We start from the raw sequence: 23,288 nt of genomic DNA on the forward strand, positions 1-23,288 counted from the left end.
CCATGCCAAACACCTCTCCTCGTTAATGTTATTTTCTTTCTACACTTAACGAGTGTCCACTGTTTATTCTAGTTGCACTTTTACATTTTGAAGCTGAAAAACACACTTTTTATGGTAATCAAAATGTATTTTTGCATTTGAGGAAGCAACGAGGCTACTTTGTTTTCACTGCCCACTGCACATGCAGGATCTGAAGCTCCTTACAAAGCCGATAAGCCTTCTTTTTCCCCAACACGAGCTGATGTCTGTCCTGGAGACACCGGGCAAGACGTTTATAGCCATACTCTCGTCCCTCGCTTTCAACGAGCTCAAGCAGCCAGGCTTTGATTTGCTCATTGCTGATCTTACGTCCGTCTTTCGTCAAGGAATACTCCGTACCGGGTCGTCCTCTGCGAACGGTAGATGGGGATTTAGATTCCTCGCTGGGATCCGCTTTGGATGCTTCTCGTTTTTTTCGATCATAATAGGTGGATTCTGCAATGCCGAGCACTCTCAAGACAAATGCGGCGTTGGCTCCCTGCTTACCGATAAACTCGCCTGCTATTTCGAGTCTGGCCGATAAGCAGGGTTTACTTTTTTTAGCAGTTCACGAAGAATTTCAGTCTCGAGCTCCTTTTCTTTAATAAGGGCGTTGATTTTGTTATATTTTTCTTCGACTTTTTGGAGACGAAGTATTTCTTGCAGTTTTTCATCTGGCTTAGGTAGTTCATGTTTGCTCATTTCATCCTGGTATTCACGAACCCATTGACGAATAGTTCCTGCTTGGATGTCGTACTTTTTGGCCAGGACGTCCACCTTTACACCAGACGACGCTTCGCTTACTACTTTAAGCTTAAGTTCTTCTTCCATGCGAAAACACCCTCCCTTTATACGATTGTATATTGTAGTAGAGAAGTACTCCATAAAATCAGGAGTTGCATCAGCTCCAGCCATTCCCCATAAAACAAAGAGAACCCCTGTGTTTTGTAAAAAAACAGGGGTTTCTCTACAAACTTAAGCCCGCTAATCAGCGGGCTCGTTAGAGGCAGAATCGGAGCCCTCGCCATCCGAGGAGCCGGTATTGCTAGTGTCTCCTGCTGCGTCGTCAGGGTTGTCGGTGGAGCTATCGCCCGAGACGATAGCTTCGGCGCCCTCAGGCGGCTGCAGCTTGAGGCGCAAGTGCCGTTCGCCTTTTATCAGCTCCTCCTGCTGTGAGACCACATATCCCTGGCCCTCGACGATCAGCCGGATATTCAGTACGGAAGATACTTCGAGCGCATCCCGGAGCGACAGCCCGGACATATCCGGAATTTTAAGCTTGTCCCGCTGCTCCGTAATTAAATAGATTCGCTGCGTCGAGTTAATAACAGTCCCATTCGCCGGAATTTGCTGAAGGACGGTTGTGCCGTTGCCTACAATTTCATAATCGAGATTTTTAGCTTTAAGCAGCGCCTTGGCTTGCACCACGGTCTGGGATCTCATATCCGGAGCCGTAAGCGCGTCTTTTTTCTTTGGCTCATCCTCTAGCTTAACGCTAGGCGCTATTCCGTAGTGACGAAGCGTTTTGGAGACGACCTCTTTGAAAGCAGGAGCCGCGACCGTACCGCCGCCTACGAGCGAGTTGTTCGGCTCGTCGACAACGATATACAGCACGATCTTTGGATCTTCAACCGGCGCATAGCCGATAAAAGAAACGACGAATTTTGTTTTGGAATAGACGCCGTTTACTACTTTTTGTGCCGTACCCGTTTTACCCGCTACCCGATATCCTTCGATATAGGCGTTTTTCCCCGTACCGATCACCTTATCGGATACGACCTGCTCCAAATATTCGCCGACTTTCTTTGACGATTCTGGAGAAATGACTTGCCGGATAACCTTTGGTTCGAACTTTTGCGTCGTCTTGGTAGACGGATCATAAATCTGTTTAATAATTTGCGGCTGCAGCAGCTTGCCGCCATTCGCGACAGCAGCGACAGCAGCAACTTGCTGAATCGCTGTTACTTGCACTTCCCCTTGACCGAAAGATGCCCGGGCAATATCACTTGGCCGGTTCAGGTTAATATTGATCTTCCCTGATGCTTCCCCGCCAAGCGCTATGCCGGTCTTCTGACCAAAACCAAAACGGTTGATATAGTCGACCAGCTTCTCGCCGCCAAGCTGTTCAAGTCCAAGCTTAACGAATGCAACGTTACTGGAATGCTTCAGGCCATCCAAGTAGCTGATGGTTCCCCAACCCACTTTATTAATATCGTTAACCGGCTTACTGCGAGGTATGTTGATAGAGCCTGACTTATAGGATGCGTTTGGATTAAAAAGCCCTTCCTCTACAGCCGCAGCAAGCGTCACGATTTTGAACGTGGAGCCCGGCTCATAAAGCGATTTGATGGAGTGGTTATATGCATTCTCGTAATCACTTTTCCAATAGATATTCGGATTGTACGTCGGCATTTGTGCCATAGCCAAAATTTCCATCGTTTTCGGATCAGCCGCAACAGCCGTTACCGTCTTCGGATGATATTGATCTACGATTCCTTTAAGCGCGTCTTCAAGGTAACGTTGAATTTCGGCATCGATCGTCAGTGTAATGTCCTGTCCGTCTTTCGCGGGCTGGTAAGAAATTTCTCCGTTCGCAAGCTCGACCCGCTTGCCGTCTTTCTCGTAAATAATGTTGCCGTCCTCGCCCCTCAGCTTTTCATCGAAAAAAGCTTCAATGCCAGTCTTAGCCTCGCCTTGCAGATCGATATAGCCTAGAAGCTGCGAAGCGGACATATTTTTCGGATAATATCGTTTGGTATCATTTGCAAGATGAATGCCCACATCTTTATTTTTGATCTCATGCTTTTTGGCCAGCTCATCGCTGAACGCCTTTACTTTATCTGCAAGCTCCTTATCGATCTTCAAGCCCTCTCTGCCAACTGACCGATAAACAAAATATTCATCGGTTCCTTCTTTCTGGGCGGTAACGAGCTTGTACAGTTCTGCCTCCGGCTTCCCTAGTAGCGTATGCAGCCCTTTCGCCACCTCATCGGCAAGGTCCAAACTGTTAATGAGTTTTGGATTTACCGATACGTTATAGGCGAGAGTATCCATTGCAAGCACCGTACCGTCCCGATCCGTAATTGTCCCCCTCTTGGCGTATAGCTTTTCTTCTGTTGACCATCTTGTTTTGGCCATGTCATACCAGAAATCGCCTTTAACGACCTGTACCCAATAGACTCGGCTTAAAAGAATAACAAAAAGGAGGGTCATTATCCCTCCAAACAGCAACGTCCGTAATCGAATTCGTTTTATCATGGCGTTCACCTAGTTCCGCAAAGCAGACTCGGTATCATCCACACCCGGATTCACCGTAATGCCGGGCTGTTCCGTAATGGTCATGCCCCGCTCCTCTGCCAGCTTGCGAATCCTCTCTTTGTCGGAGAGCATTTCTACTTGCTTGGTCAGCTCTTTCATTTCAATGTTCATCGATTCATATTCGTTAGTCATTTGCTTGATTTCTACACGCATCCCGTAGATTTGAGATTGACGGACCAAGATGAGTCCAAGCACGATAACGAGCACGACGACCGAAAACATATACAGCAGCTTTTCCTGAGTCGGAAGCGTCTTGCGCTTGACGACGACGCGCTTTGTTTCGCGGACGGTTTGCCGCTCTTCCGGTTTGCGCTTTGGCTGCATAGCCAAGTTACCGTTAATGTAAGACAATGCGAGAACCCCCTAAATCACAATTTTTCTGCGACACGCAGCTTGGCCGAACGAGCGCGCGGATTTAACTCCAGCTCCTGCTCGCTTGGAACAATCGGCTTGCGGTTCACTAACCGCAGCGTTCCTGTGCCGCCGCATACACACATCGGAAAATCCGGCGGACAAGTGCATTTTTCAACATATTTCGCAAATAATTGCTTGCAAATCCGGTCCTCTAGCGAATGGAACGTAATGACTGATGCCCGGCCTTCTGGGGCGAGACATCTGACGGTTTGTTCCAACGCGGTTTCTTCGGCCCCCAGCTCATCGTTGACCGCAATGCGCAGCGCTTGGAACGAACGTTTGGCGGGATGGCCGCCTGTTCGTCTGGCTGCTGCCGGTATACCAGTCTTGATTAGCTCGGCAAGCTCTCCCGTCTTCTCTACCGGGGCTTTTTCACGCGCCTGGATAATTTTACGGGCAATCGATCTGGCAAACTTCTCCTCGCCATAATGGCTAAGAATGCGGGAGATTTCACGCTCTTCCCAGCCGTTGACGATGTCATAAGCGGTTAAAGCGCCCCCCTGATCCATACGCATATCTAGCGGAGCATCATGATTGTAACTGAAGCCGCGATCGGCTTCATCTAGTTGTGGGCTGGATACGCCAAGGTCAAACAATATGCCGTCTACCTGCGGAACGCCGTCTTTCGTCGGCACACCGCATTCAAGCAGCTTTTCTTCCAAATAACGAAAATTGCTTTTAACCAGCGTTACTTTATCCATATAGGGAGAAAGCTTAACCTTAGCGTTATTCAGCGCCGCGTCATCTTGGTCGAATGCGATCAAACGGCCTCCGTCGCCCAGCCGGGAAGCTATTAATTCGCTATGCCCCGCGCCCCCAAGCGTGCAATCGACGTAAATGCCGTTTGGCTTGATGTTCAAGCCTGCAACCGCTTCTTCCAAAAGAACTGTAATATGCTGAAACACGCGATTTTCCTCCCATTCTTGTTGTCCTTACTAGAAGTTGAAATCGAAATCGACCAATTTCTCGGCAATTTCATTGAACGTCTGCTCGGACTGCTCGTAGTAGCCGTCCCAAGTGTGCTTGCTCCAAATTTCTACACGGCCGGATACGCCGAGAACCATGCAGTCCTTGTCCAGCTTTGCGTATTCTCGCAGATGCGCCGGTAAGTTTACCCTTCCCTGTTTGTCCAGCTCGCATTCCGTTGCCCCCGAGAAGAAGAAACGGGTAAATGCGCGGGCATCCGATTTCATGAGCGGCAGCGTTTTGAGCTTCTGCTCCAGGACGCTCCATTCACTAAGCGGATATACAAACAGGCAGTTGTCGAGTCCGCGGGTTGCAATAAAGGAGGCGCCAAGCGCTTCCCGGAATTTTGAAGGGATAATGATACGGCCCTTTTCGTCAATGCTATGTTGATATTCACCCATAAACATACGGCCGTCTCCACCCTCTCCCCCAAATCCTCCACTTTGCCCCACTTTTCCCCACTCAGATACAATAGTTCGCCACCTAAAATAAAAATCCTGCTCTATGAGCAGGATTTTAGAAAAAATTTCACTTATCAACAGCCGAAGCCGATCACCGGATTACGATTTGTCTTTTTTATCCACAGATCGCCCCTCAAGAGGCGCCTCTTGTGCACTTGAACCGGGTTCGGGATCAGATTCCACTGCCGCAGCCTGGGGACTGTTCTTGCTCCCGTTCCTGCCTTCGTCTTGTTTTTCCCCATTCCCATTATAAAAGCTGCTTCTCCGCTTATTCGCTCTGCGGTAGATCCCGAAGACCACCCCTCCAATAATTGCGAGAAACACAAGCACCGGTAGCGCGCCGGACAAAAAGATCAGCAAGCCTTGCAGAAACGTCATCAGTCCATTGTAGCTGCCGGTTAATGCGGAAGACATTTTCGCGCCTAGCGTCCGGTCCTCTATTGCCAAGGCAGCAGTTGAAGGCTGATACATTCGAAGCTCAATCGTCGAGAAGGCCACATTGCGATCCAAATAACGGACTCGCCCTTTTATTCGCTCTATTTCCTCTTGAACAGTTGCCAGCTGCTGTGAAAACTTAACGAGATCATCCGCCTTTTGTGCCTTATCAATAAAACCAAGCAGCCGCTCTTCCACAACCTGCTTTGCTTTTAGCCGAGACTCCAGATCGACGTATTCCTCCGTTACATCCGTTGCACCCAGCTGTCTTTCAAACCGGGTATGCTTGATGCCGTCCAGCCGGTCGACAAAAGACATAAAAGCGGCCGAGGGAACTTTTATCGTATAGGTTGAACCTTTTTCATTCTCATATTGACCGTCTTGAAATTGAAGAATGTAGCCGCCGCTCTGGTGAATCGCCGTTCGCAGCTCCGTTACGGCATCATCGTACGCGCTAACTTCCATCGTCAAATTAGCTTTGTAAATGAGCTTTTGGTTAAAAGCGCCCTGTCCTTCCGAATCGCCAACCCCTATATCGCCGATGGAGCCGCTAGTTTCCCCCATTGCTGATGATTCGGCCGCTTCCGACTGGGAGTACTTCACAGGGCCACCGTCGGTCTTTCCTTCTCTTGCAGAAGTTTCTTGATGAACAACAGCCAATTCATCTCTTGCCACCCGGTTAGGAGTGGAGGTCTTGCTGTCATTACTTGATGAAGAACAACCGCTTATGACCAGTACAACTATAATGATTGCCAGCATAACTAGATGCAGCTTATTTAATATACGCATCTGCAATCCCCCTTTAGTTAATAACCTTTAGACGGACATCTCTTCCAAAAGTTGCAACTTCGACTAGGGATTGCCTGCCGACAGCAATCGATTAACTTGAATGAGCCAGCAGCAGCTCGGCAATTAGCGAGTGCATCAGCTTGGAGGTGCGTTCGCCTTGATCCAGCAGCGGGTTCAACTCTACGAAATCGGCGGACGACAGCAACGCTGATGAACCTATAATACGCAAGGCAAGCCGGACTTCCAAGATGCTAATCCCGCCAGGAACCGGCGTTCCTGTACCTGGCGCTTCACCGGGATCCACGCTATCGATGTCAAAGCTGAGATGAAGGCCGTCTGCATCCTTGCAGGCAATTTGCAAAGCTCGCCTTGTTGTCTCTTCTATTCCGAGCCTGCCGATATCCGTCTTGCTGAAATATGTCAAACCCGACTGCTGAATAAAACGCTCTTCAGCCGGGTCCAAATCTCGAGCCCCAAGGAGCACTGCCCGCTCCAACGCAATCGGCTTAGCGGCCCTGTAAACATCCTTCAGCGAAAGCGTCGTCAACCCAATTGCGGCAGCCAGCGAAATGCCGTGCATATTTCCAGTGAAGCTCGTCGTCTCCGTGTTCAGATCCGCATGCGCGTCGAACCAGATGATGCCCATCTGTTCATACCTCGCCGTTAGACCTGCTACCGATCCGATTGCCATGCTGTGGTCACCCCCAATAAACAGCGGAAAATGACCCGCAGCGGCAGCAGCGGCGCCTTCAGCAGCAAGCGCCCGGGAAACGCTCAGCACTTCCGCGGCATGCTTCATGCCGCTTGCCTTTCCAGCATATCCCGCCGCATCCGGGGGCATCGCTTTCAGTAAGGACGCAACGGCAATTTCCTTCTCGTCGCCGATTCGCAAGCCATGCCTCCTCAGGGAACCCGCCAAATCCAGCTCGCCTACTAGCTTTGCTGGGCCCAGCTCGCTGCCTGCACGACCCGCGCCAAGCCCAAAAGGAACAGATAGCAGTGTAATATCCCTCATGATTGAAACACTTCCTCGATCCGCTCCAGCCCCCAGTCCAGCTCCTCTTGGGAGATCGTAAGCGGAGGAGCAAACCGGATGGTCGTATCATGCGTTTCCTTGCATAGGACGCCAATTCGAAACAACGCCTCGCAATAAGCTCTCGCTTGCACCGTAAGCTGCATGCCAAGCAGCAGTCCTCGGCCGCGCACTTCTATAATATCCTCATGCCGGAGGGCTTCAAGCCTTTGCCGGAAATAAGCCCCCAACTGCTCGGACCGGGTTGCAAGCCCTTCCTCCTCCAGAACGGTAAGCGCGGCAACCGCTACCGCACAAGCGAGCGGGTTGCCGCCAAACGTCGAGCCGTGGGAACCGGGATCGAAGACGTCAAGCAGTTCAGCATCTGCTGCAACGGCCGATATCGGGACGACCCCGCCGCCAAGCGCTTTGCCGACGATATAAGCATCAGGATCAACATCTTCCCAGTCGCAGGCAAATCGCTTGCCTGTACGGCCGAAGCCGGTCTGAATCTCATCGGCGATGAATAGAACCTGTTTGCTCTTGCACAAGGCGCGAGCAGCCCTTAAATAGCCGTCCGGAGGCACGATAACGCCAGCCTCGCCCTGAATCGGCTCCACCAAAAAAGCAGCCGTACGGTCGGTAATCGCCTGTTCCAGCGCTGCGATATCGCCATAGGGTATCAGCTTGAACCCTGGTGTAAAAGGACCAAATCCGTCCCGGTATGGGGCATCGGATGAAAAAGAAGTGATCGTAATCGTTCTGCCGTGAAAATTGCCTTCGCATACGATAATCTCTGCTGCATCGGCTGGAATCCCCTTCACCCGGTAAGCCCAGCGGCGTGCAGCCTTCAATGCGGTCTCGACCGCCTCCGCGCCGGTATTCATTGCTAAAACTTTGGCTTTGCCCGTATAAGCGGCCAACTTTTTACTTAGCTGTCCCAATTCCTCACTGTGAAATGCTCTCGAGGTGAGCGTTACTTTATCCGCCTGCTCCTTCAGTGCCTTAATAATGGCGGGGTGACGATGCCCGTGATTCAGCGCGGAATAAGCGCTCAGCATATCCAGATAACGGCGGCCTTCGGGATCTTCCACCCATACGCCTTCGGCGCGGGCGATAACGACGGGAAGCGGACTGTAATTACGGGCACCGAACTTATCCATCAAATGTATCGTTTCAACGGAGCTCCTCATTAGAAATCCCTCCTTCATTCATTGTACGGCTGCCATTGCGAGTCCCATTCCCGTCTTCTGTTTTCCCTGACCGATGTGCGCTTATTTCAATCCATGCTTGAACGGCCTGCATACAAAAAAACCGCAAAGCAAGGTTTCCCTTGCCTGCGGTTCTCAGTTCTATTCCAATTAATTTTCTTTCCAGCTGTCCAAATAAGCAACTTGCTCGTCAGTCAGCTTGTCGATCGTAATGCCCAGCGAATCCAGCTTGAAGCTTGCAACCTGATTATCAAGCTCGTAAGGAACGTTGACCACTTGCTTGCCGATCGAAGCATAGCTCTCGTTGACATACTTCAGGCCAAGCGCCTGCAGTGCAAATGTCGTATCCATAATTTCCGCCGGATGGCCATCGCCAGCTGCAAGGTTAACGAGTCTGCCCTCAGCCAGCACATAAATGCTGCGGCCGTCCTTCAGCTTGTATTCTTCGATATTGTGACGAACCTTGCGAATATCCGAAGAAAGAGCTGCAAGCTCCGGTTTATTGAACTCGACGTCAAAGTGACCGGCATTGGATAAGATCGCGCCGTCTCTCATCACCTCGTAATGCTCACCGCGGATGCAATCACGGTTGCCTGTTACCGTAACGAAAAACTCGCCGACTTTAGCTGCTTCAATCATCGGCAGAACCGTAAAGCCGTCCATATAGGCTTCTACCGCTTTAATCGCGTCAACCTCAGTCACGACAACGTTGGCTCCCAGCCCTTTAGCACGCATCGCAACGCCTTTGCCGCACCAGCCGTAGCCGACGACAACGACAGTTTTGCCAGCAACGACGAGGTTCGTTGTGCGGTTGATGCCGTCAAATACCGATTGCCCCGTACCATAACGGTTGTCGAATAAATATTTGCAGTAAGCATCATTAACGGCGACCATCGGAAATTGCAGCGTACCGTCTTTTTGCATCGCCTTCAGACGAATTATACCCGTAGTCGTTTCTTCCGCTCCGCCTCTCAGGTTAACCCGCAGATCCGGACGGTCGTTATGCAAAATCGTCGCCAAGTCGCCGCCATCGTCAATAATGAGATCGGGCTTCGACTCCAGCGCCTTAATGTTCAGCTCTTTGAACTCTTGAGGCTCCGGATTATATTTCGCAAATACCGTAATGCCATCCTCTACAAGCGCTGCACATACATCGTCCTGCGTCGACAGCGGATTGCTGCCTGTAATCGTTACTTCTGCTCCCCCGGCTTGAACAACTTTAGCCAGGTAAGCGGTTTTCGCCTCCAAGTGAAGCGAAATCGTTACTTTCAGACCTTTAAAAGGCTGCTCTTTCTCAAACTGCTTGCGAATCCGGTTCAATACCGGCATATGCGCGCTTGCCCAGTCAATTTTCAGATGACCTTCCGGCGCGAGCGCGATATCGCGAATAATGCTGTTTTCCAACGCGGTCATGTCACGGCCTCCCTCATTTATTCCCTTATAAATATACGATTTGATGTCCGCCCGTGCGCTCATAAGGCACTTCCAGCAGCTTCTCCAGCCATGTTAGGCCATAGCGGTTCCAGTAAGACGTCATATTCGACACCCGTTCCTGAGGCTTGCCTGAAGGCCACAAGGACAAAGCGATGCGGTCAAGCTGGCGGATGGACGCTTCATATTGCTTGTTATGCGCATCCTTGGTTTTCGATTCCAAATATTCGATCTGCTCGACGATCTTCTGACGATTCGTCTCCCCAAGCTTAGCCAGACCAGGCTGCACCGATGAAGCAAGCTCCAGCAGCGGACCATACATATCGTTGAACGACTGTTTGACTGCGGCGAACCGCTCGTCAATAGACAGTTGATCCTGCTCGGTCAGCCAATGCTGTTTCTTCTCGTCAAAACGTGTAGCGACATCTTCGAATGTCAGCTCGTATTTAGCCATATGTTTGGCTACAGTGCCTTCAACCAGCGTAAACGACATTCTCGGAATGACGATTGGCATTTCCATATCCAGATGACGGAATGCACCGCCCGTCAATGCCCAGTAGGCAATCTCGCCCGGTCCAAGAACTGTTCCCAGCACCGGCAGCAAATAATCCTGCATAAGCGGCCTCGTCAGCACGTTGTTGCTAAGCTGCGATGGCTCTTGATCCGCTAATTGCAACAGCTCCTCTTTTGACAAGGAGACTTGGCCTTTGCGGTCTTGAAACTTTCCTTCCAGTTTATGCAGCAGCGTCCGTTCATTGCCGTTCGCTGCTTGGAAAACGAATAAATTGGCGCTGCCCGGTACAACATCTGCCTGCAGCTCGTAGCCGAAGCCCTTCACTTTATCGGCTGCAGCGACATAAGCCCGCTCCAACTCGTCGTTCTGCTCGATCAGCTTGCGGAACATCGGCGCCTCAAGCTTGCGGATGGCGGAATCGTCGGCATCAAGCACGACTAGACCTTCTTTGCCGAATAGCGTCGTCAGGATGCCCGCGAACAAATCGGACAGCGACTGCGAGCGCTCTGCCGCTTGCGACAACTGCTCCAGCATAACCGGCTTGAATTCCGAATGCGGCAGCGATTGCTCCAGCTCGGCAAGCAGTTCCTTCCAAGTATCCTCATTAATGACAGTTCGGCTTACAGACGTTCTAGCCCCTTCCGGACGTTGAACAGACAGCTTGCGGAGCTCCTGCTCTGCGGTTAAGACATACGTATGATTGGCTTCGTCCCAGTCATGATCTTCCCCGGCAATCCAAAATACCGGAACAACCGTTTTGCCAAGCTGCTTAGTCGCCCATTTTGCCGCACCGATGATCGATACCGCTTTATGTACGACCATTAGCGGTCCCGACCACAGGCCTGCTTGCTGACCGCCGACGATGACCGGAGCTCCTTCGGCAATGGCGTTAATTGAAGCTTGCGCCTCCGGTGCCGTTTGAAATTTAGTATTGTAATCGCGAAGCGCTTCTGCCAGCGCTACCGATTCAACCCGGCTTGCTGCCGTATTCTCAAGACGCTTGGAGCGTCTGGACCAATCTTGCTCTTTCTCGGGATGATAGCCGAATAGCGATTCGATTCTCTCATCCGATTGCTGTATATACGCCTCTGTTAACGGCTGGGCGCTTGATAAATGGTATACTTCTGTCGACATAGCGCGGCCAGTACCTCCCGAATCATTCATAATGTAACGCTTCTTTTCTTTCCACTAACAAATTGATTGTACACAAAGGATATGGGAAACGTCAAAAAGAAATACAGCCTCCCTTCTCGAAAGGCTGTACATTCCGCTATATTTCTATTTAGAGATTGCAAAGGTCTAAGCGGCTAGGCAAACAATATTTTATGCCCGATAGAGATCAGCATCAAGAGCAGATAGAGCACGCTCATACCAAAAAAACCAAGCCGCCACACCGTGCGGAACACCCGCTTTACATCCACGCTGCCCCGCTTCCTGAACTGGGCGTTGCCCAGCAGTCCACCGCCGATCAGCATAAACAAAATGATGCCGTATAAGCCAAACTGGCTGTTGAACAAGTTGTCGAACAACACCGCTACGCATCCGATCAGCAAAGCTGTCGTAATGTCCATCGCCAGGCGGAACGCCTTCTTGTTGTCGCCCGTTAATGCGCTGTGACCCAAGAAGACCAGGAAGAACGGAATAACCGGTATGACCGCCAAGTATGCATATAAATAGGTAATGCTGCCATAAAGCCATGCCATATCCGTTCACCTCGATTGTTTATGAATTTTCGTTAACTTGCAGTTGGCTGACCAACGTGCAGATGGCGTCATTCAAAGGAGAACGCAATCCGATTCTTGCTGCGATGCGGCTGACGCCGCCATTAATCCATTCGATTTCGGTTACCCTTCCGGCTCGTACATCCGCTAGCATGGACGACACGTTGCCGGCTGTTGCCTGGCAAACGCCGAGAACCCTCTGCCAGCCGTCACTATCCATCGCCAAACCGTCTGAAGCTAAAACTTCCATCGTTTCCGAATAGAGCGCATGCATCAATTTCTTACGTAGCGGATGCATCGGCAGTTCACCATTCGTCACGTCATATAAAGCAGTCAGCGGGTTAATGACCGCATTGATTAGCAATTTCTCATAAATGCGACTATTCATGTCATTCGACAGCGTTGCGCTGAATCCTGCCGATTCCAGCGTTTTTATCCATAAATTTTGGGATTTTTCGCCCTTTTTGTCCGATTCGCTTCCATTTACGCGCAGGGGTCCCCAAAAAAGCTGTCCATGTCCGGTATGAATGACGCCTGTTTCCCCAGAACGCTTGGCTCCTTCGGTCGTCACACCGGCATAGAGAGATGCGCCCGGAAGCGCCTCGGCTAGCTTCTCCAGATGGCCGACGCCATTTTGCAAACCTAGAATACGGGTGCCCGGCTTCACCAGCCGCCTAAGCCTGCTGAGCAGCTCTTCATTCAGATGGCTCTGCTTGACCGCCAATACCACCCAATGCTCCTCCTCGGACTGACCGCTTGCCAGAGGCTCGGTCAAATCCGCCAGACACTGGCTGGCAACGCCAACATGGACAGTTGGGGCGCCTTCTTCCCCATCCCGATAGTCAATGCCGCCCGCCGTTAATGCGGCCGCCTGGCTCTCCGTTCTTGTCCATACGGTGACCGCAGCGCCGGCCGTCGCGAGCCTCGCCGCGAAGAGCAGTCCGATCGCTCCCCCTCCAACCATATCAATTCGCAATCGCCCTCGTCTCCCCTACCTTTTTTTGTATAGCATACCTAATCCGGACTGTCCGGGCAAAAAGAAAACGGATCGCACGAGGAATTGCTCCCTGTACGATCCGCTTGCTTTACAATCTCATGCCATCCTATTCGATGCGCTCTAAATTGCCGTTCGCATCCATCTTGAATCTCGGTTTTGCCTCTTCCTCATGCGTTAACACGGTAAGCCGGCGAGCGCGGTCCATAATTTGGATCAACGTTTTATAGTCGTCATTAACGGTCCGATAATCCGTTTGCGCACTGTTTACTTCCTTAGACAATCTCTCATTCTCTTCACGAAGACGATACAGCTCGTCGTCTTTCTCTTTCAGTTCCTTCTCGAATGCTTTGATTTGACGGCTGACGTCCTGATAGGTCGATTTAAATTGACGCAAGAATCGAATGACCGAATCAACGGACAATCCTTCCTCCGTCGTCACCGAATCGGAACGGAAACTTTTCTCCTCCGATTCAAACACGGCTATCGATGAGACATGCGGGGTAACGACAATTGCTTGTTTTTTCAAATAGTTCCGTTTCTGGCGCTGCTGCTTTGCAATTTGTATCGCTTCCTCATAACGTTTGCGGACACAGCTATTCCATCGGAATCCGCATGCTGCGGAAGTACGTCCGATTCGTTCGCCGACCTCTTCAAACGCTGCTAACTGGGTACTGCCTTCGCGAATATGGCGTAGTGTAACTTCGGCGAGAATAAGATCATCGTCCGGACTCCACGCATCCTGTCTAACTGCTGTCATGCGACCAAAACCTCCTAACGTAAAGGCGCTTACTTTATCTCTATGCCCTTGGTAGAGTTCATAGAATCTATTGGATACTAATTTGTATAACCAAAATTGTTTTCACTCATACATATTGATTCCGTTTATTGTGCAAACTGATGGTGAAAACAGCAAAACACATATAAATAATTAACAAATGATGGCGATTGCTTGTTTACACTGATAACTCCAAACGTTATAATGTACAATAGAAATTCGAGGCTCATGTAAGGGGGGATATTTTCATGGCACGCATGTATCGGGTACTCGGTTTTTGGACTCTTGTGATCGGCCTCATGGCTTTTGCCGGCCACATGACCGAATTCGCGCTTCTTTTCTTCGCCCAAGCGGTTGCTTTCGTATTTTTGGGATATCTGAATTTTACGGAGAGAACGTACATAGTCATGTTCTGGGGGTATATGTTGGTTTCGTTCATCGGATTTACCTACTGGACCGTTTTCAAAATGGGTATGCCTTTCTAAGCAAACCTGCTTACCGCTTACTTTTAACAAATGAAATTAAAGGCGCAGCACCAGTTGGTGCCGCGCCTTTTTTCTGTCTATGCTCATTCCTTTTCCAAAATAAGCACTTTAAACGTCTCGCTCATCCCGTCACTCAGCAAAAGCTGGCGTACCGCTCTATTCCGCTTCGCCGTCTCACTGAAAGGATCGTTTGAGATGTCGTTTTGCAGCAAATCGAACACCCCGTTGTCGATTAAAAACTGTTTTTGCGTGCCATAATAAACTTCCTTCCAGCCCTGCTCTGCCGCCTCTCTCCGAAGCGGTGTAAAAGGGACATGCGCCGTTAGATCCTGCTCCCCAATCCGTTGGAACGGACTGTCGGACGCTTGATGTCCGGAGTAGCACAGCAGCGTCCCTCTCATTCGGTACAGCGCCGTATATTCGGCCGCTTCATGGCCGTAGTCGATGATGATGACTCTCCCCTGATCAATGCGCTCATAAAGCGCCCTCAGCCATTCTGCAGCGGCCAGATTTAATTCCGTCTGCTGCCCCTCGGCCAGCTGAACACCGTCCCGCTCCAGCCAAGAACCCAACCTGCTGTCCGAGAGCGGCATATAGACATAGTGAAATTCGCCTTCGGGCGAGACAGATACCCCTAATTCCACCAGTTCGCCGCGATGCTGCTGGACGCGGTGTACTGGAAAGGCATCCAGTAATTCGTTTGCAAAGATGAGGATAGCGTCGCCTTTTTTGGCGCTAAGCTTCCTTTGTCGCATCGCCTGTTCGGAATCAATAACTTGCAAAGGACGATGCAGCAATTCCATTGCAAGTTCCCTGCAAAGAGCAGCCGCTGATCCGCGGTGGCCAGGATGATCCTCGACAATTCCGTATCGCGTTGGTCGTTTCTGTGCAGGCTGCCCTGCCCAGACGTCCAGAAGCTGTCTGGATAACCTTCCGGTGCCAGCCCCCCATTCCCATACCTCTGCAGCCTTGCAAGCGGAATAACGGGCAATGGAAGCGGCCAGACACTCTGCCATTACAGAGCTAATATAGGAGCTGGTATAAAAATCGCCCTCGCGGCCTACACGAACTTCACCCGACCGGTAATATCCCTCTTTCTCATCGTAAAGACAGAATTCCATATATTGCGCAAAAACAATGCAGCGTACCGGTTGTCTATCGCCTTGCAAGTCATAGCTCCATCCCGTTTCCGGCTGTTCCGCAATCCTTTGCGCTATTCGGCGCGCCAGCCCATTCATCATCCCGGTTAGCCTCCTCGCGATTAGCGATTGATATGCTTAAACTTTCCAGCGGCTTAAGATATAATAGATGGAACTGCCGCATACAATGATTGCTGTACAGGCCAAGCCATGACAATCGTCAGAGAGGAGGCGGGAAGTGGCTTATTACGCATTTCGCGGCAAAATCGCCCTGATCTTCTTCATGATAGGCTCGCTAATGATTCTGCAATTTCCCGTAATGGCCGCTCCGGAGCCTTTCTCCCCGTCGACTAGCGACGAGCAGCTGATGGAGCTGATGGAAAAAAGCTTGTCAATCGTTGAAATCGACAAAGAAATTACTCGAATTCAGGATCAAAAGGCTGCTCTAGAGCAAGAAATGAAGCTCAAAAACAAGCTTCTTGATGAGCAAGAGCTGCTTATCGCGGATAAACGAGAAGCAGCAGGCAAAGTGCTGCGTGCTTACTATATGGGAGAACGTGATTTACTCATACGTGCGCTGCTTTCATTTCGGTCTCTGCAAAGCTGGTTAACTTCGCTCGATTATATCGAAATTATTTTTAGCCAGGATAAACTTGCTATCGACAGCTATCTGGATGGCGTTCGCCGGTTGAAGGATGAATATGCCGCAATGGAAGCGAAAAAGTCTGAATTGAATACGATGGAGTCCCGGCTGCAAACCCAGAGAAACCGGGTGCTCGCACTCGAGAATCAGATTGACGGCGAGCTCGCAGGACGCACAGACGCCGATCGTTTGAGGCTTCTGATGAGCGAGCTGACCGACTATTGGGAGACGGCAGGCGTCGAAGAAGTTGAAAACTATTTCCGGGCGCTATCCAAAGCGATGCAGAAGCTTCCGGGCTGGGTGCAGGATAATAAAAACTACTTGGAGATCAAAGGGTTCAACTACACGCTAAGAGTGCCGCAGGACGCCCTGAACACCTTCTTGCGCGAGCAGGATGAACGCTTTGAACATTTCTCTTTCACATTCAGCGAAGGTAAAATAACGGCACAAGGAACGAAGGACGGCATGGAAATAAGCGTTACCGGTCATTATACCGTTGAAGATGAGCCGCAAAACGGCATTATCTTTCATGTCGATGAGCTGCTGTTCAACGGCTTCGCTTTGCCGGATACGACCCGCCGCTCACTGGAAGACAAATTCGATCTTGGCTTTTATCCCGGACTCATCATCTCTTTCTTGAAAGCGACTGCTGTAGACATTATAGACGGCGAGCTTGTCGTCAAATTAAAGGTCGCCTTATAGGCTTTTGCCGGATGACCCTTGAACCTGCTGCACGGCACCGATAAAAGCTTCCATATCGATCGCGCCAATGGCATACTGCCGCCACAACGCCTCCCAGCCGGCTCTTCGATTCGGCCATTCCGGATCGGGAGGCTTGCCGGCCGGATCTTCGTTCAGAAGCGACATCCACCAATAAGGAGGTGTCTCTGAAACGGATGAAGTGAAGCTGTTTCTCTCATACAAGGAATTAATCGCCGGCAGACGGCCGAAACGCTCATAATTTTGCTGCTGTACATTGGCACTTGTCATTTCCGCAACCCAAGCAAAAGCACTCTCTGCCGCACCCGTTCCTGAGGATACGACAAAGCTCCTGCTGTCCATCCATACATGCTTAGGCTCGTTATGATCAATAACGAGCTTGTTTTGCTGCGCTTGCGGAAGCGCCTTATACTCCGACCAGCTTACCACTGCCGATAACAGATGGAGCGCCTCAAGCTCCGAGCCAAGGGTGAGCTTGTTGGACAATCGGAACAGGCCTCCCGGATTCTCCGCCATACCCAGCCATCTTAGTCTATCGTTTCTCGCTTCGTTGCTTCCGCGCAAATAAGCGGCATCCGCCAAGTTGACCGGCACCCACGCATCCAGCCAATAGAGCAGTTGACTCAGGCCCCCCGGGTACAGCGCTACCATCCTTGCCTCTGGATCGGCGGCTTTCGCTCGTTCGGCAAGCTCCTTAAAGCCATCCCAGTCCTTTGGCGGATTTTGAAGAGACGCTGAAGCCAGCATCGCCTTATTCCATACGATGATAGATGGATTCGCGTCAAGCGGTACCCCCCATAAATAGCTGTTCCATAGCAGCGGAGCCCGCAGCCGGACAGGCTGGTCCGGTGCAGGATCGCCCGTCCCCGTTCCCAGACTGTCTGTCGGCAGCAGATAACCTTTGACGGCCAGCTCCTGCACCCATCCGCTATTCATCAACATAACATCGGGCGCTTCTCCCAATTGAAGCTGCTCCATCCAAACGTCATGAGCAACGGATTCTTGCTCGATATTATTTAACTCAACGTGTATATTCGGATATTTCATCATAAAACGATTGTTTTCCACGCGCAGTCGCTCATACTCTTCCGGGTTCATGGAAACGGTTACAACAATGGATTCCGGCTCCTCCTCCGCAAACTCGCGAACCTCCGGTGTCCATTCGGATTCGCCGTTGGCATCGTTTACTGTAGAGGGAACGCCGCGATTGACGTCCGGAACGAATAAAAAAACGGATAATAATGCCGCTCCTGCGATAACAAGCAAATATTTCCTTGTAGACACAGACTTCTTCCTTTCCGGTTCAACCAGACTATTAGATCTATAATAACAATTTTCCCAAATGTTGTCCAAAACTGTTATGCAATACCCCATTTGCTGCGCAGCCGCTTGCTGTGCGATTCAGACTTTTTGAAGTTCTTGAATGCGCAGCCGCTCACTGCGCGATTCGGACTACCCTGCCGTTCTTGATCCCAATCTGCCCCGCCGCGTACGCGGTGGCAGTTGGAAAGGACCTGCAAAAAGTCAGGGTAGTCTCGAATCGCTGCACTCGCTTTTACACGAAAGTCATACTAAGTTCAAAAACATTCGCAAGTACAACTCTGTAGTAAACAAATACGAAACAAAATGTAAAAGTGCATTTTGTTTCGTCATATCGGGGCTGAAAAGCGAGTCAAAATGTAAATGTGCATGTCGAATGCCCCAAAACCGCGATTTCCAAGTAAAATGGGCTCATCAAAATGTATTTTTGCATTTTGAACCGGTAATATGGCCTTTTTCAGCCAAACAAAATGTACTTTTACATTTTGCTTGCCAACGAGCTGCTCCTGCGCATAATAGGGACGATAACCAACAAGCTAACAAACATTCATCAGTTACTTATATACAACGTGAAGAGAGCTCAGACCTGTGCACAACACAGGGTATCCTGAAACTGCTCCCCACAGCGATAAGCATTAGTCCGGAGGTTAGCTGGTAAGAAATGAGCCAGCATACATTGAGAAGTTGGCAGTGGTCCGATAGGTTCTATGTCATATGAACACGGGATATTCAAGTAGATATGCAAATGACTCGATGCATTCGGAGCTAATCGTTATTCCAAAGGTAGTTAAGTAACGGATAACTAGGTTCATTTCGGCTACTTACATACGGCAGCACGTATCCATAGACTAGAGGATACTCATCACGCTGCCTTACCTACAATTACACCACTTCTGCCGCACGCAAACAAAAAAAGAGCAAGCCAGAATCGGCTTGCCCGGAGAAAGCTTAGAGCAGATCGGCCGCGAGCTGGGCGAGTTTGGAGCGTTCGCCTTTTTCGAGGGTCATATGGCCGCTCAGCCCCCCCGCTTTGAAATGCTCGACGATGTGAGTGAGGCCGTTGCTGATAGAGTCCAGATACGGATGGTCGATTTGCTCGGGATCGCCCATTAGAACGATTTTGCTGCCCTCGCCTACCCGCGATACGATTGTCTTCACTTCATGCTTCGTCAGGTTCTGAGCTTCGTCAATAATGATAAATTGCCCCGGGATCGAGCGTCCTCTTATATAAGTCAAAGCTTCTACCTGTATACTGCCAAGGCCCATCAATATTTTATCGATGTCGCCCGATTTTTTCGTATCGAATAAATATTCTAAATTATCGTAAATCGGCTGCATCCATGGCCGCAGCTTTTCTTCTTTTTCGCCGGGAAGATAGCCGATATCTTTGCCCATCGGAACGACAGGCCTTGCAATCAGCAGTTTTTTGTATTTATGCTCATCCTCCACCTTCAGCAGACCCGCCGCAAGCGCAAGCAGCGTCTTGCCTGTGCCGGCCTTACCGGTAAGTGTAACGAGCGGCACATCGTCGTTAAGAAGCAGCTCCAGCGCCATCCGCTGCTGCGCATTGCGCGCGGTGATGCCCCATACCGGATCGTTGCTGAGAAACAACGGCTCCAGCTTGACGCCATCATGACTTACCTTCAATAAAGCTGATTTGGAAGTACCCATTTCATCACGCAAAATAATAAATTCATTGGGATTGAGCCTAGAGCCCAATTGCAGGTTCTTAACAGTCAAAAACCGGTAGCTGTAAAACTCGTCGATCACCGACGGGTGTACGAACAATGTGGCATAGCCCGCATAGAAATCGGAAGTCGTTATCGTCCGGTCGGACAGGTAATCCTGTGCCATCAGCCCAAGCACGTCGGCTTTGATCCGAACAAGCACATCTTTGCTGACCAGCACTACACTGCTGGCCTCCTGACGCTCCAGCTGCTCCAGATGGTAATTGAGCGCTACCGCCAGGATTCGGTTGTCATTGGACATCTCCCCAAACATCTCTTGCACCCTTACGAAACTGCGATGATTGAGCTCCACCTTCAGCAAGCCGCCTCCAGGAAGCTGAATCCCTTCATGCAAATGACCAGCCTCCCGCATTTTATCAAGCAATCGCGATATGGAACGCGCATTTCGTCCTAATTCATCAGCCAGTCTCTTCTTCGAGTCGATCTCCTCTAGCACCACCGCGGGAATGATAATTTCATTATCATCAAAGGCATAGATTGCTTGCGGATCATGAAGTAGTACGTTGGTATCGAGCACGAATATTTTTTTCATGAGAACCCTCCCGGCGTCGGTCATTCATTAGAATAGGCATACATAGCCATACATGGCTGCGGGTACACTACGATTGGACAACGATCTGCAACAGGAAAGACGAGGTGGCAAAATGTTAAAAAGGCTAATTACGATTGTCGCGATTATCGCAATAACGGGCGGTTGCAGCACCGTCGCACGAAACGAAACATCACCCTCTCCACAGAATAATCAACGGGTAAAAGCTCAGCAAACGGCTCCCCAGAAGAAGGAGATCAAAAACCCTGAGCAAGTAGCGCTCCATCTTGAGCAGCTGGCTAAAGGAATCGAAGGCGTCGAAAATGCACATTGCGTTGTATTCGGCAATACGGCTGTCGTTGGCATCGACGTCAACAGCAAGCTTGATCGTTCCAGAGTCGGTACGATCAAGTACTCGGTTGCCGAAGCATTCCACAAAGATCCTTACGGCATTGATGCCATCGTCTCTGCCGATATCGACATCGCCCAGCGTCTGAACGAGATGGGAGCCGATATCCGCAAAGGCAAACCGATCAGAGGCTTCGCGGAAGAAATGGCCGACATCATTGGCCGCATCGTCCCGCAGGTGCCGCGTGAAGTCATCCCGGTGAAGCCGGACAATGAGCTGACTCCTGCGCTAAACAAACATCATTAAAAGACACAAAAAGCCTAGTGAATAGATCACTAGGCTTTCTTCATGGCAGCAAACACTTGTCCAGTTAGGACACTTGCTGCCTCTTTTTTATTGAAATTGTAAATCGCGGATTTAGGCAAAGCATGTCTAACAGTCGTAATCAGGGCAGCATCGTCAAATGGTTCGTATAATGCAGCTACAGGATCGGTCATCCGCATGACCTCCTTCTGAAAGGAATCAATCTCCGTAGCTATATTATATCCATTTTTAAATCGCCAGTCTACGGGGTTATTCAGCCATTTTTGCTTGAAGGGCAGAACGGGCGGCATCAAGCTTTGCTTGGTCCAAATAGACGTAAGGACTGCGCCAATTTCCTTCAAGTGCAATGAACTGAACGTTCTCGCTGCTAATACCGAAGTAAGCACCCATCATATTTTTAATTTCAGATTGCGGCATGTTGATTTTCAAATTGTCGCCCACCGCATCAATAACGGTGCCTAATTTGGTTAGGCCATCGAGCGACTTCATTTTGTCCACAACTTTGGCTACAACCTGGCTTTCCCGTTTGTTGCGATCGAAGTCGCTGGACATATTTTTGCCATCTTTGGATTGCCGGTAACGGACAAAATCAAGCGCTTGTCCACCGTTAAGAAGCTGATAGCCTTTTTTCAAATTAATGTTCGTTCCGTCATGGGAATCCGACCATTTCATATCCATGTCCACGTCGACTTCAATGCCGCCGAGGGCATCCACAACGTCGGTAAAGCCTTTAAAATTAATGATGGCTGTATATTTGGTCTCAATACCGAAAAACTTGCCCAGCATTTCGCTGATTGCCCGTTTTGCATCGGCTTCCGCCAATACTTTGGCATCCTTCGTCTTCTTTCCGCTTTTCGTTTCTTTATCCAGAGCTTGTCTGTAAAAAGCGTTGTAGTGCCCGTTGGCTTTGCGGTCTGCATAGCCATCCAGCTTCAACAAAGAATCCCGGGGAATCGAAACGACAACAGCGGATTTCGTACTTGGATTAAAAGCAGCAACCATCATGACGTCGGTATTCATGCCGCCAGCATTTGCTCTCGTATCGATGCCAAGCAAAGCCATGCTGACCGATTTGTTCTTGACCGATTCCGAGACAGGGATTGGCGTAGCATCCGGATCATCTGTACCAATCTGCTTGATCGCCTGATCGGCTCGAATACCCAAATAAACAAGGAAACCGCCAACCAAAATGACGATTGCTAAAATAACAAGCAGCACCGTTTTAGTCACGGAACGCTTTTTCTTGGGCTTCCGCTTGGACGCCTTGGCAGGCGTGTTGGATGAAACGGGCTTACGAGCTCCTCCTCTAGGAGGAAGCTGAGTTGAACCTTGCGACATCTTGTTCACCTTCAAATCAATTGTATTTCGGATTGGAGCGAATATCGGATAGAAGCTGCTCCGCTGACTCTCTTGGATAGAGCTGCAGCTTGGAGCGGCCTTCCCGCACATATTTGACATGTACCATCGTCTCATCCGTCTTCAAGAGAAACAGCTCGGTAACACCGTGATCCTCCGTCAAAATTTGCACGAAGAAATCACGTGTTTCCTTAGCTGCGTTATCATCTGGCCGCCCGTCCGCGACAATCTGAATTTGAAGCCAATTGAACAAAGCGTCCTCGAACCTCATTTGCTCGGATCTGCTTCCTTTACATCACCGCCGGATTGGCGTTTTTTAATCTGATCGTAAAGTTGGCGGCCGCGCAGCATGAGCATCATGAAGACGGCAATGCCCATGCATTGAATGATCGGCAGCTTGTCGATTTGTAGAATCATCAGTACAAATGCACCGATAACCATGACCACATAGACTAAAATTTCTTTTAGTATCGGCAGCTTTGCGTTGTTCGCGCGAAAAACCTTATTGAAGATGTAAATCGTAAATCCAAGGATCAGGAAATACGAGATGACCGGATGCTCGCTCAGCCATTGCTGCATCCCTCAAACCTCCCCAAGCGCAAACGTTCGCCGT

Annotated in this window: 24 protein-coding genes; 3 read left to right on the forward strand and 21 right to left on the reverse strand. The window is 50.1% G+C overall.

Annotated elements, in window-relative coordinates:
- Positions 1 to 154: 154 nt before the first annotated feature.
- The 14 genes from IEX98_RS27210 to IEX98_RS27275 all read right to left on the reverse strand — a co-directional run bounded on the left by IEX98_RS27210 (position 155) and on the right by IEX98_RS27275 (position 14,044).
- On the reverse strand, positions 155 to 364 hold the full coding sequence (locus tag IEX98_RS27210; protein ID WP_188892842.1) for an IS3 family transposase: 210 nt from the start codon (positions 362 to 364) through the stop codon (positions 155 to 157).
- 176 nt (positions 365 to 540) lie between these two features.
- Positions 541 to 849 carry a transposase gene (locus IEX98_RS27215; protein ID WP_188892843.1) on the reverse strand — a complete coding sequence of 103 codons (309 nt, stop codon included), beginning with the start codon at positions 847 to 849 and terminating at the stop codon, positions 541 to 543.
- 153 nt (positions 850 to 1,002) lie between these two features.
- A complete protein-coding gene (locus IEX98_RS27220; protein ID WP_229692422.1) occupies positions 1,003 to 3,231 on the reverse strand; it encodes a penicillin-binding transpeptidase domain-containing protein in 2,229 nt (742 codons plus the stop codon).
- Between the two features lie 54 nt (positions 3,232 to 3,285).
- Complete coding sequence (locus IEX98_RS27225; RefSeq protein ID WP_188892845.1) at positions 3,286 to 3,687, reverse strand: FtsL-like putative cell division protein; 402 nt, start codon at positions 3,685 to 3,687, stop codon at positions 3,286 to 3,288.
- Positions 3,688 to 3,704: 17 nt separating this feature from the next.
- A complete protein-coding gene (gene rsmH, locus IEX98_RS27230; protein WP_188892846.1) occupies positions 3,705 to 4,655 on the reverse strand; it encodes a 16S rRNA (cytosine(1402)-N(4))-methyltransferase RsmH in 951 nt (316 codons plus the stop codon).
- 30 nt (positions 4,656 to 4,685) lie between these two features.
- Positions 4,686 to 5,123, reverse strand: a complete 438-nt coding sequence (gene mraZ / locus IEX98_RS27235) for a division/cell wall cluster transcriptional repressor MraZ (protein ID WP_188892847.1) — start codon at positions 5,121 to 5,123, stop codon at positions 4,686 to 4,688.
- 153 nt (positions 5,124 to 5,276) lie between these two features.
- Positions 5,277 to 6,401 (reverse strand): DUF4349 domain-containing protein, encoded by a 1,125-nt coding sequence (locus tag IEX98_RS27240; protein ID WP_188892848.1) that lies wholly within the window; start codon positions 6,399 to 6,401, stop codon positions 5,277 to 5,279.
- A gap of 91 nt (positions 6,402 to 6,492) precedes the next feature.
- Positions 6,493 to 7,416, reverse strand: coding sequence for an arginase (locus IEX98_RS27245; protein WP_188892849.1), 924 nt, complete (start codon positions 7,414 to 7,416; stop codon positions 6,493 to 6,495).
- The gene (locus IEX98_RS27250) at positions 7,413 to 8,606 is read right to left on the reverse strand and encodes an ornithine--oxo-acid transaminase (RefSeq protein ID WP_188892850.1); all 1,194 of its coding nucleotides are present in this window, start codon (positions 8,604 to 8,606) and stop codon (positions 7,413 to 7,415) included. The genes IEX98_RS27245 and IEX98_RS27250 overlap by 4 nt, the downstream gene beginning before the upstream one ends.
- Before the next feature lie 168 nt (positions 8,607 to 8,774).
- On the reverse strand, positions 8,775 to 10,037 hold the full coding sequence (locus IEX98_RS27255) for an adenosylhomocysteinase (protein ID WP_188892851.1): 1,263 nt from the start codon (positions 10,035 to 10,037) through the stop codon (positions 8,775 to 8,777).
- A 25-nt stretch (positions 10,038 to 10,062) separates the two neighbouring features.
- On the reverse strand, positions 10,063 to 11,733 hold the full coding sequence (gene bshC, locus IEX98_RS27260) for a bacillithiol biosynthesis cysteine-adding enzyme BshC (RefSeq protein WP_229692423.1): 1,671 nt from the start codon (positions 11,731 to 11,733) through the stop codon (positions 10,063 to 10,065).
- Between the two features lie 143 nt (positions 11,734 to 11,876).
- Positions 11,877 to 12,272 (reverse strand): DUF3397 domain-containing protein, encoded by a 396-nt coding sequence (locus IEX98_RS27265; RefSeq protein WP_188892852.1) that lies wholly within the window; start codon positions 12,270 to 12,272, stop codon positions 11,877 to 11,879.
- A gap of 19 nt (positions 12,273 to 12,291) precedes the next feature.
- Positions 12,292 to 13,266 (reverse strand): ketopantoate reductase family protein, encoded by a 975-nt coding sequence (locus IEX98_RS27270; RefSeq protein WP_188892853.1) that lies wholly within the window; start codon positions 13,264 to 13,266, stop codon positions 12,292 to 12,294.
- A 127-nt stretch (positions 13,267 to 13,393) separates the two neighbouring features.
- On the reverse strand, positions 13,394 to 14,044 hold the full coding sequence (locus IEX98_RS27275) for an RsfA family transcriptional regulator (protein ID WP_188892854.1): 651 nt from the start codon (positions 14,042 to 14,044) through the stop codon (positions 13,394 to 13,396).
- Between the two features lie 266 nt (positions 14,045 to 14,310).
- Between IEX98_RS27275 and IEX98_RS27280 the strand changes: the two genes are divergently transcribed.
- On the forward strand, positions 14,311 to 14,547 hold the full coding sequence (locus tag IEX98_RS27280) for a DUF2626 domain-containing protein (RefSeq protein ID WP_188892855.1): 237 nt from the start codon (positions 14,311 to 14,313) through the stop codon (positions 14,545 to 14,547).
- Positions 14,548 to 14,630: 83 nt separating this feature from the next.
- Here the strand turns inward: IEX98_RS27280 and IEX98_RS27285 are convergent, their stop codons facing one another.
- Entirely contained in the window at positions 14,631 to 15,788 is a 1,158-nt protein-coding gene (locus tag IEX98_RS27285) for a class I SAM-dependent methyltransferase (RefSeq protein WP_188892856.1), read from the reverse strand.
- Positions 15,789 to 15,924: 136 nt separating this feature from the next.
- Here IEX98_RS27285 and IEX98_RS27290 point away from each other — a divergent pair, with 136 nt between their 5' ends.
- Positions 15,925 to 17,031 (forward strand): coiled-coil domain-containing protein, encoded by a 1,107-nt coding sequence (locus tag IEX98_RS27290; RefSeq protein ID WP_188892857.1) that lies wholly within the window; start codon positions 15,925 to 15,927, stop codon positions 17,029 to 17,031.
- Here IEX98_RS27290 and IEX98_RS27295 read toward each other — a convergent pair.
- Both IEX98_RS27295 and IEX98_RS27300 read right to left on the reverse strand, forming a co-directional pair.
- Complete coding sequence (locus IEX98_RS27295) at positions 17,026 to 18,333, reverse strand: ABC transporter substrate-binding protein (RefSeq protein WP_188892858.1); 1,308 nt, start codon at positions 18,331 to 18,333, stop codon at positions 17,026 to 17,028. The two genes, IEX98_RS27290 and IEX98_RS27295, sit on opposite strands and share 6 nt — an antisense overlap.
- 984 nt (positions 18,334 to 19,317) lie before the next feature.
- Positions 19,318 to 20,649 (reverse strand): PhoH family protein, encoded by a 1,332-nt coding sequence (locus IEX98_RS27300; protein WP_188892859.1) that lies wholly within the window; start codon positions 20,647 to 20,649, stop codon positions 19,318 to 19,320.
- Positions 20,650 to 20,761: 112 nt separating this feature from the next.
- Here IEX98_RS27300 and IEX98_RS27305 point away from each other — a divergent pair, with 112 nt between their 5' ends.
- Positions 20,762 to 21,301, forward strand: coding sequence for a YhcN/YlaJ family sporulation lipoprotein (locus IEX98_RS27305; protein WP_188892860.1), 540 nt, complete (start codon positions 20,762 to 20,764; stop codon positions 21,299 to 21,301).
- Positions 21,302 to 21,330: 29 nt separating this feature from the next.
- Here IEX98_RS27305 and IEX98_RS27310 read toward each other — a convergent pair whose 3' ends face one another.
- From IEX98_RS27310 to IEX98_RS27325, 4 genes are all read right to left on the reverse strand, one after another.
- The gene (locus IEX98_RS27310; protein WP_188892861.1) at positions 21,331 to 21,492 is read right to left on the reverse strand and encodes a hypothetical protein; all 162 of its coding nucleotides are present in this window, start codon (positions 21,490 to 21,492) and stop codon (positions 21,331 to 21,333) included.
- A gap of 76 nt (positions 21,493 to 21,568) precedes the next feature.
- Positions 21,569 to 22,657 carry an LCP family protein gene (locus IEX98_RS27315; RefSeq protein ID WP_188892862.1) on the reverse strand — a complete coding sequence of 363 codons (1,089 nt, stop codon included), beginning with the start codon at positions 22,655 to 22,657 and terminating at the stop codon, positions 21,569 to 21,571.
- 16 nt (positions 22,658 to 22,673) lie between these two features.
- Positions 22,674 to 22,946 (reverse strand): hypothetical protein, encoded by a 273-nt coding sequence (locus IEX98_RS27320; protein WP_042159768.1) that lies wholly within the window; start codon positions 22,944 to 22,946, stop codon positions 22,674 to 22,676.
- On the reverse strand, positions 22,943 to 23,254 hold the full coding sequence (locus tag IEX98_RS27325; RefSeq protein ID WP_188892863.1) for a YlaH-like family protein: 312 nt from the start codon (positions 23,252 to 23,254) through the stop codon (positions 22,943 to 22,945). The genes IEX98_RS27320 and IEX98_RS27325 overlap by 4 nt, the downstream gene beginning before the upstream one ends.
- Between the last annotated feature and the right edge of the window lie 34 nt (positions 23,255 to 23,288).

The sequence above is a fragment of the Paenibacillus radicis (ex Gao et al. 2016) genome (assembly GCF_014641555.1).
In the GTDB taxonomy this organism is placed as follows: Bacteria; Bacillota; Bacilli; order Paenibacillales; family Paenibacillaceae; genus Pristimantibacillus; species Pristimantibacillus radicis.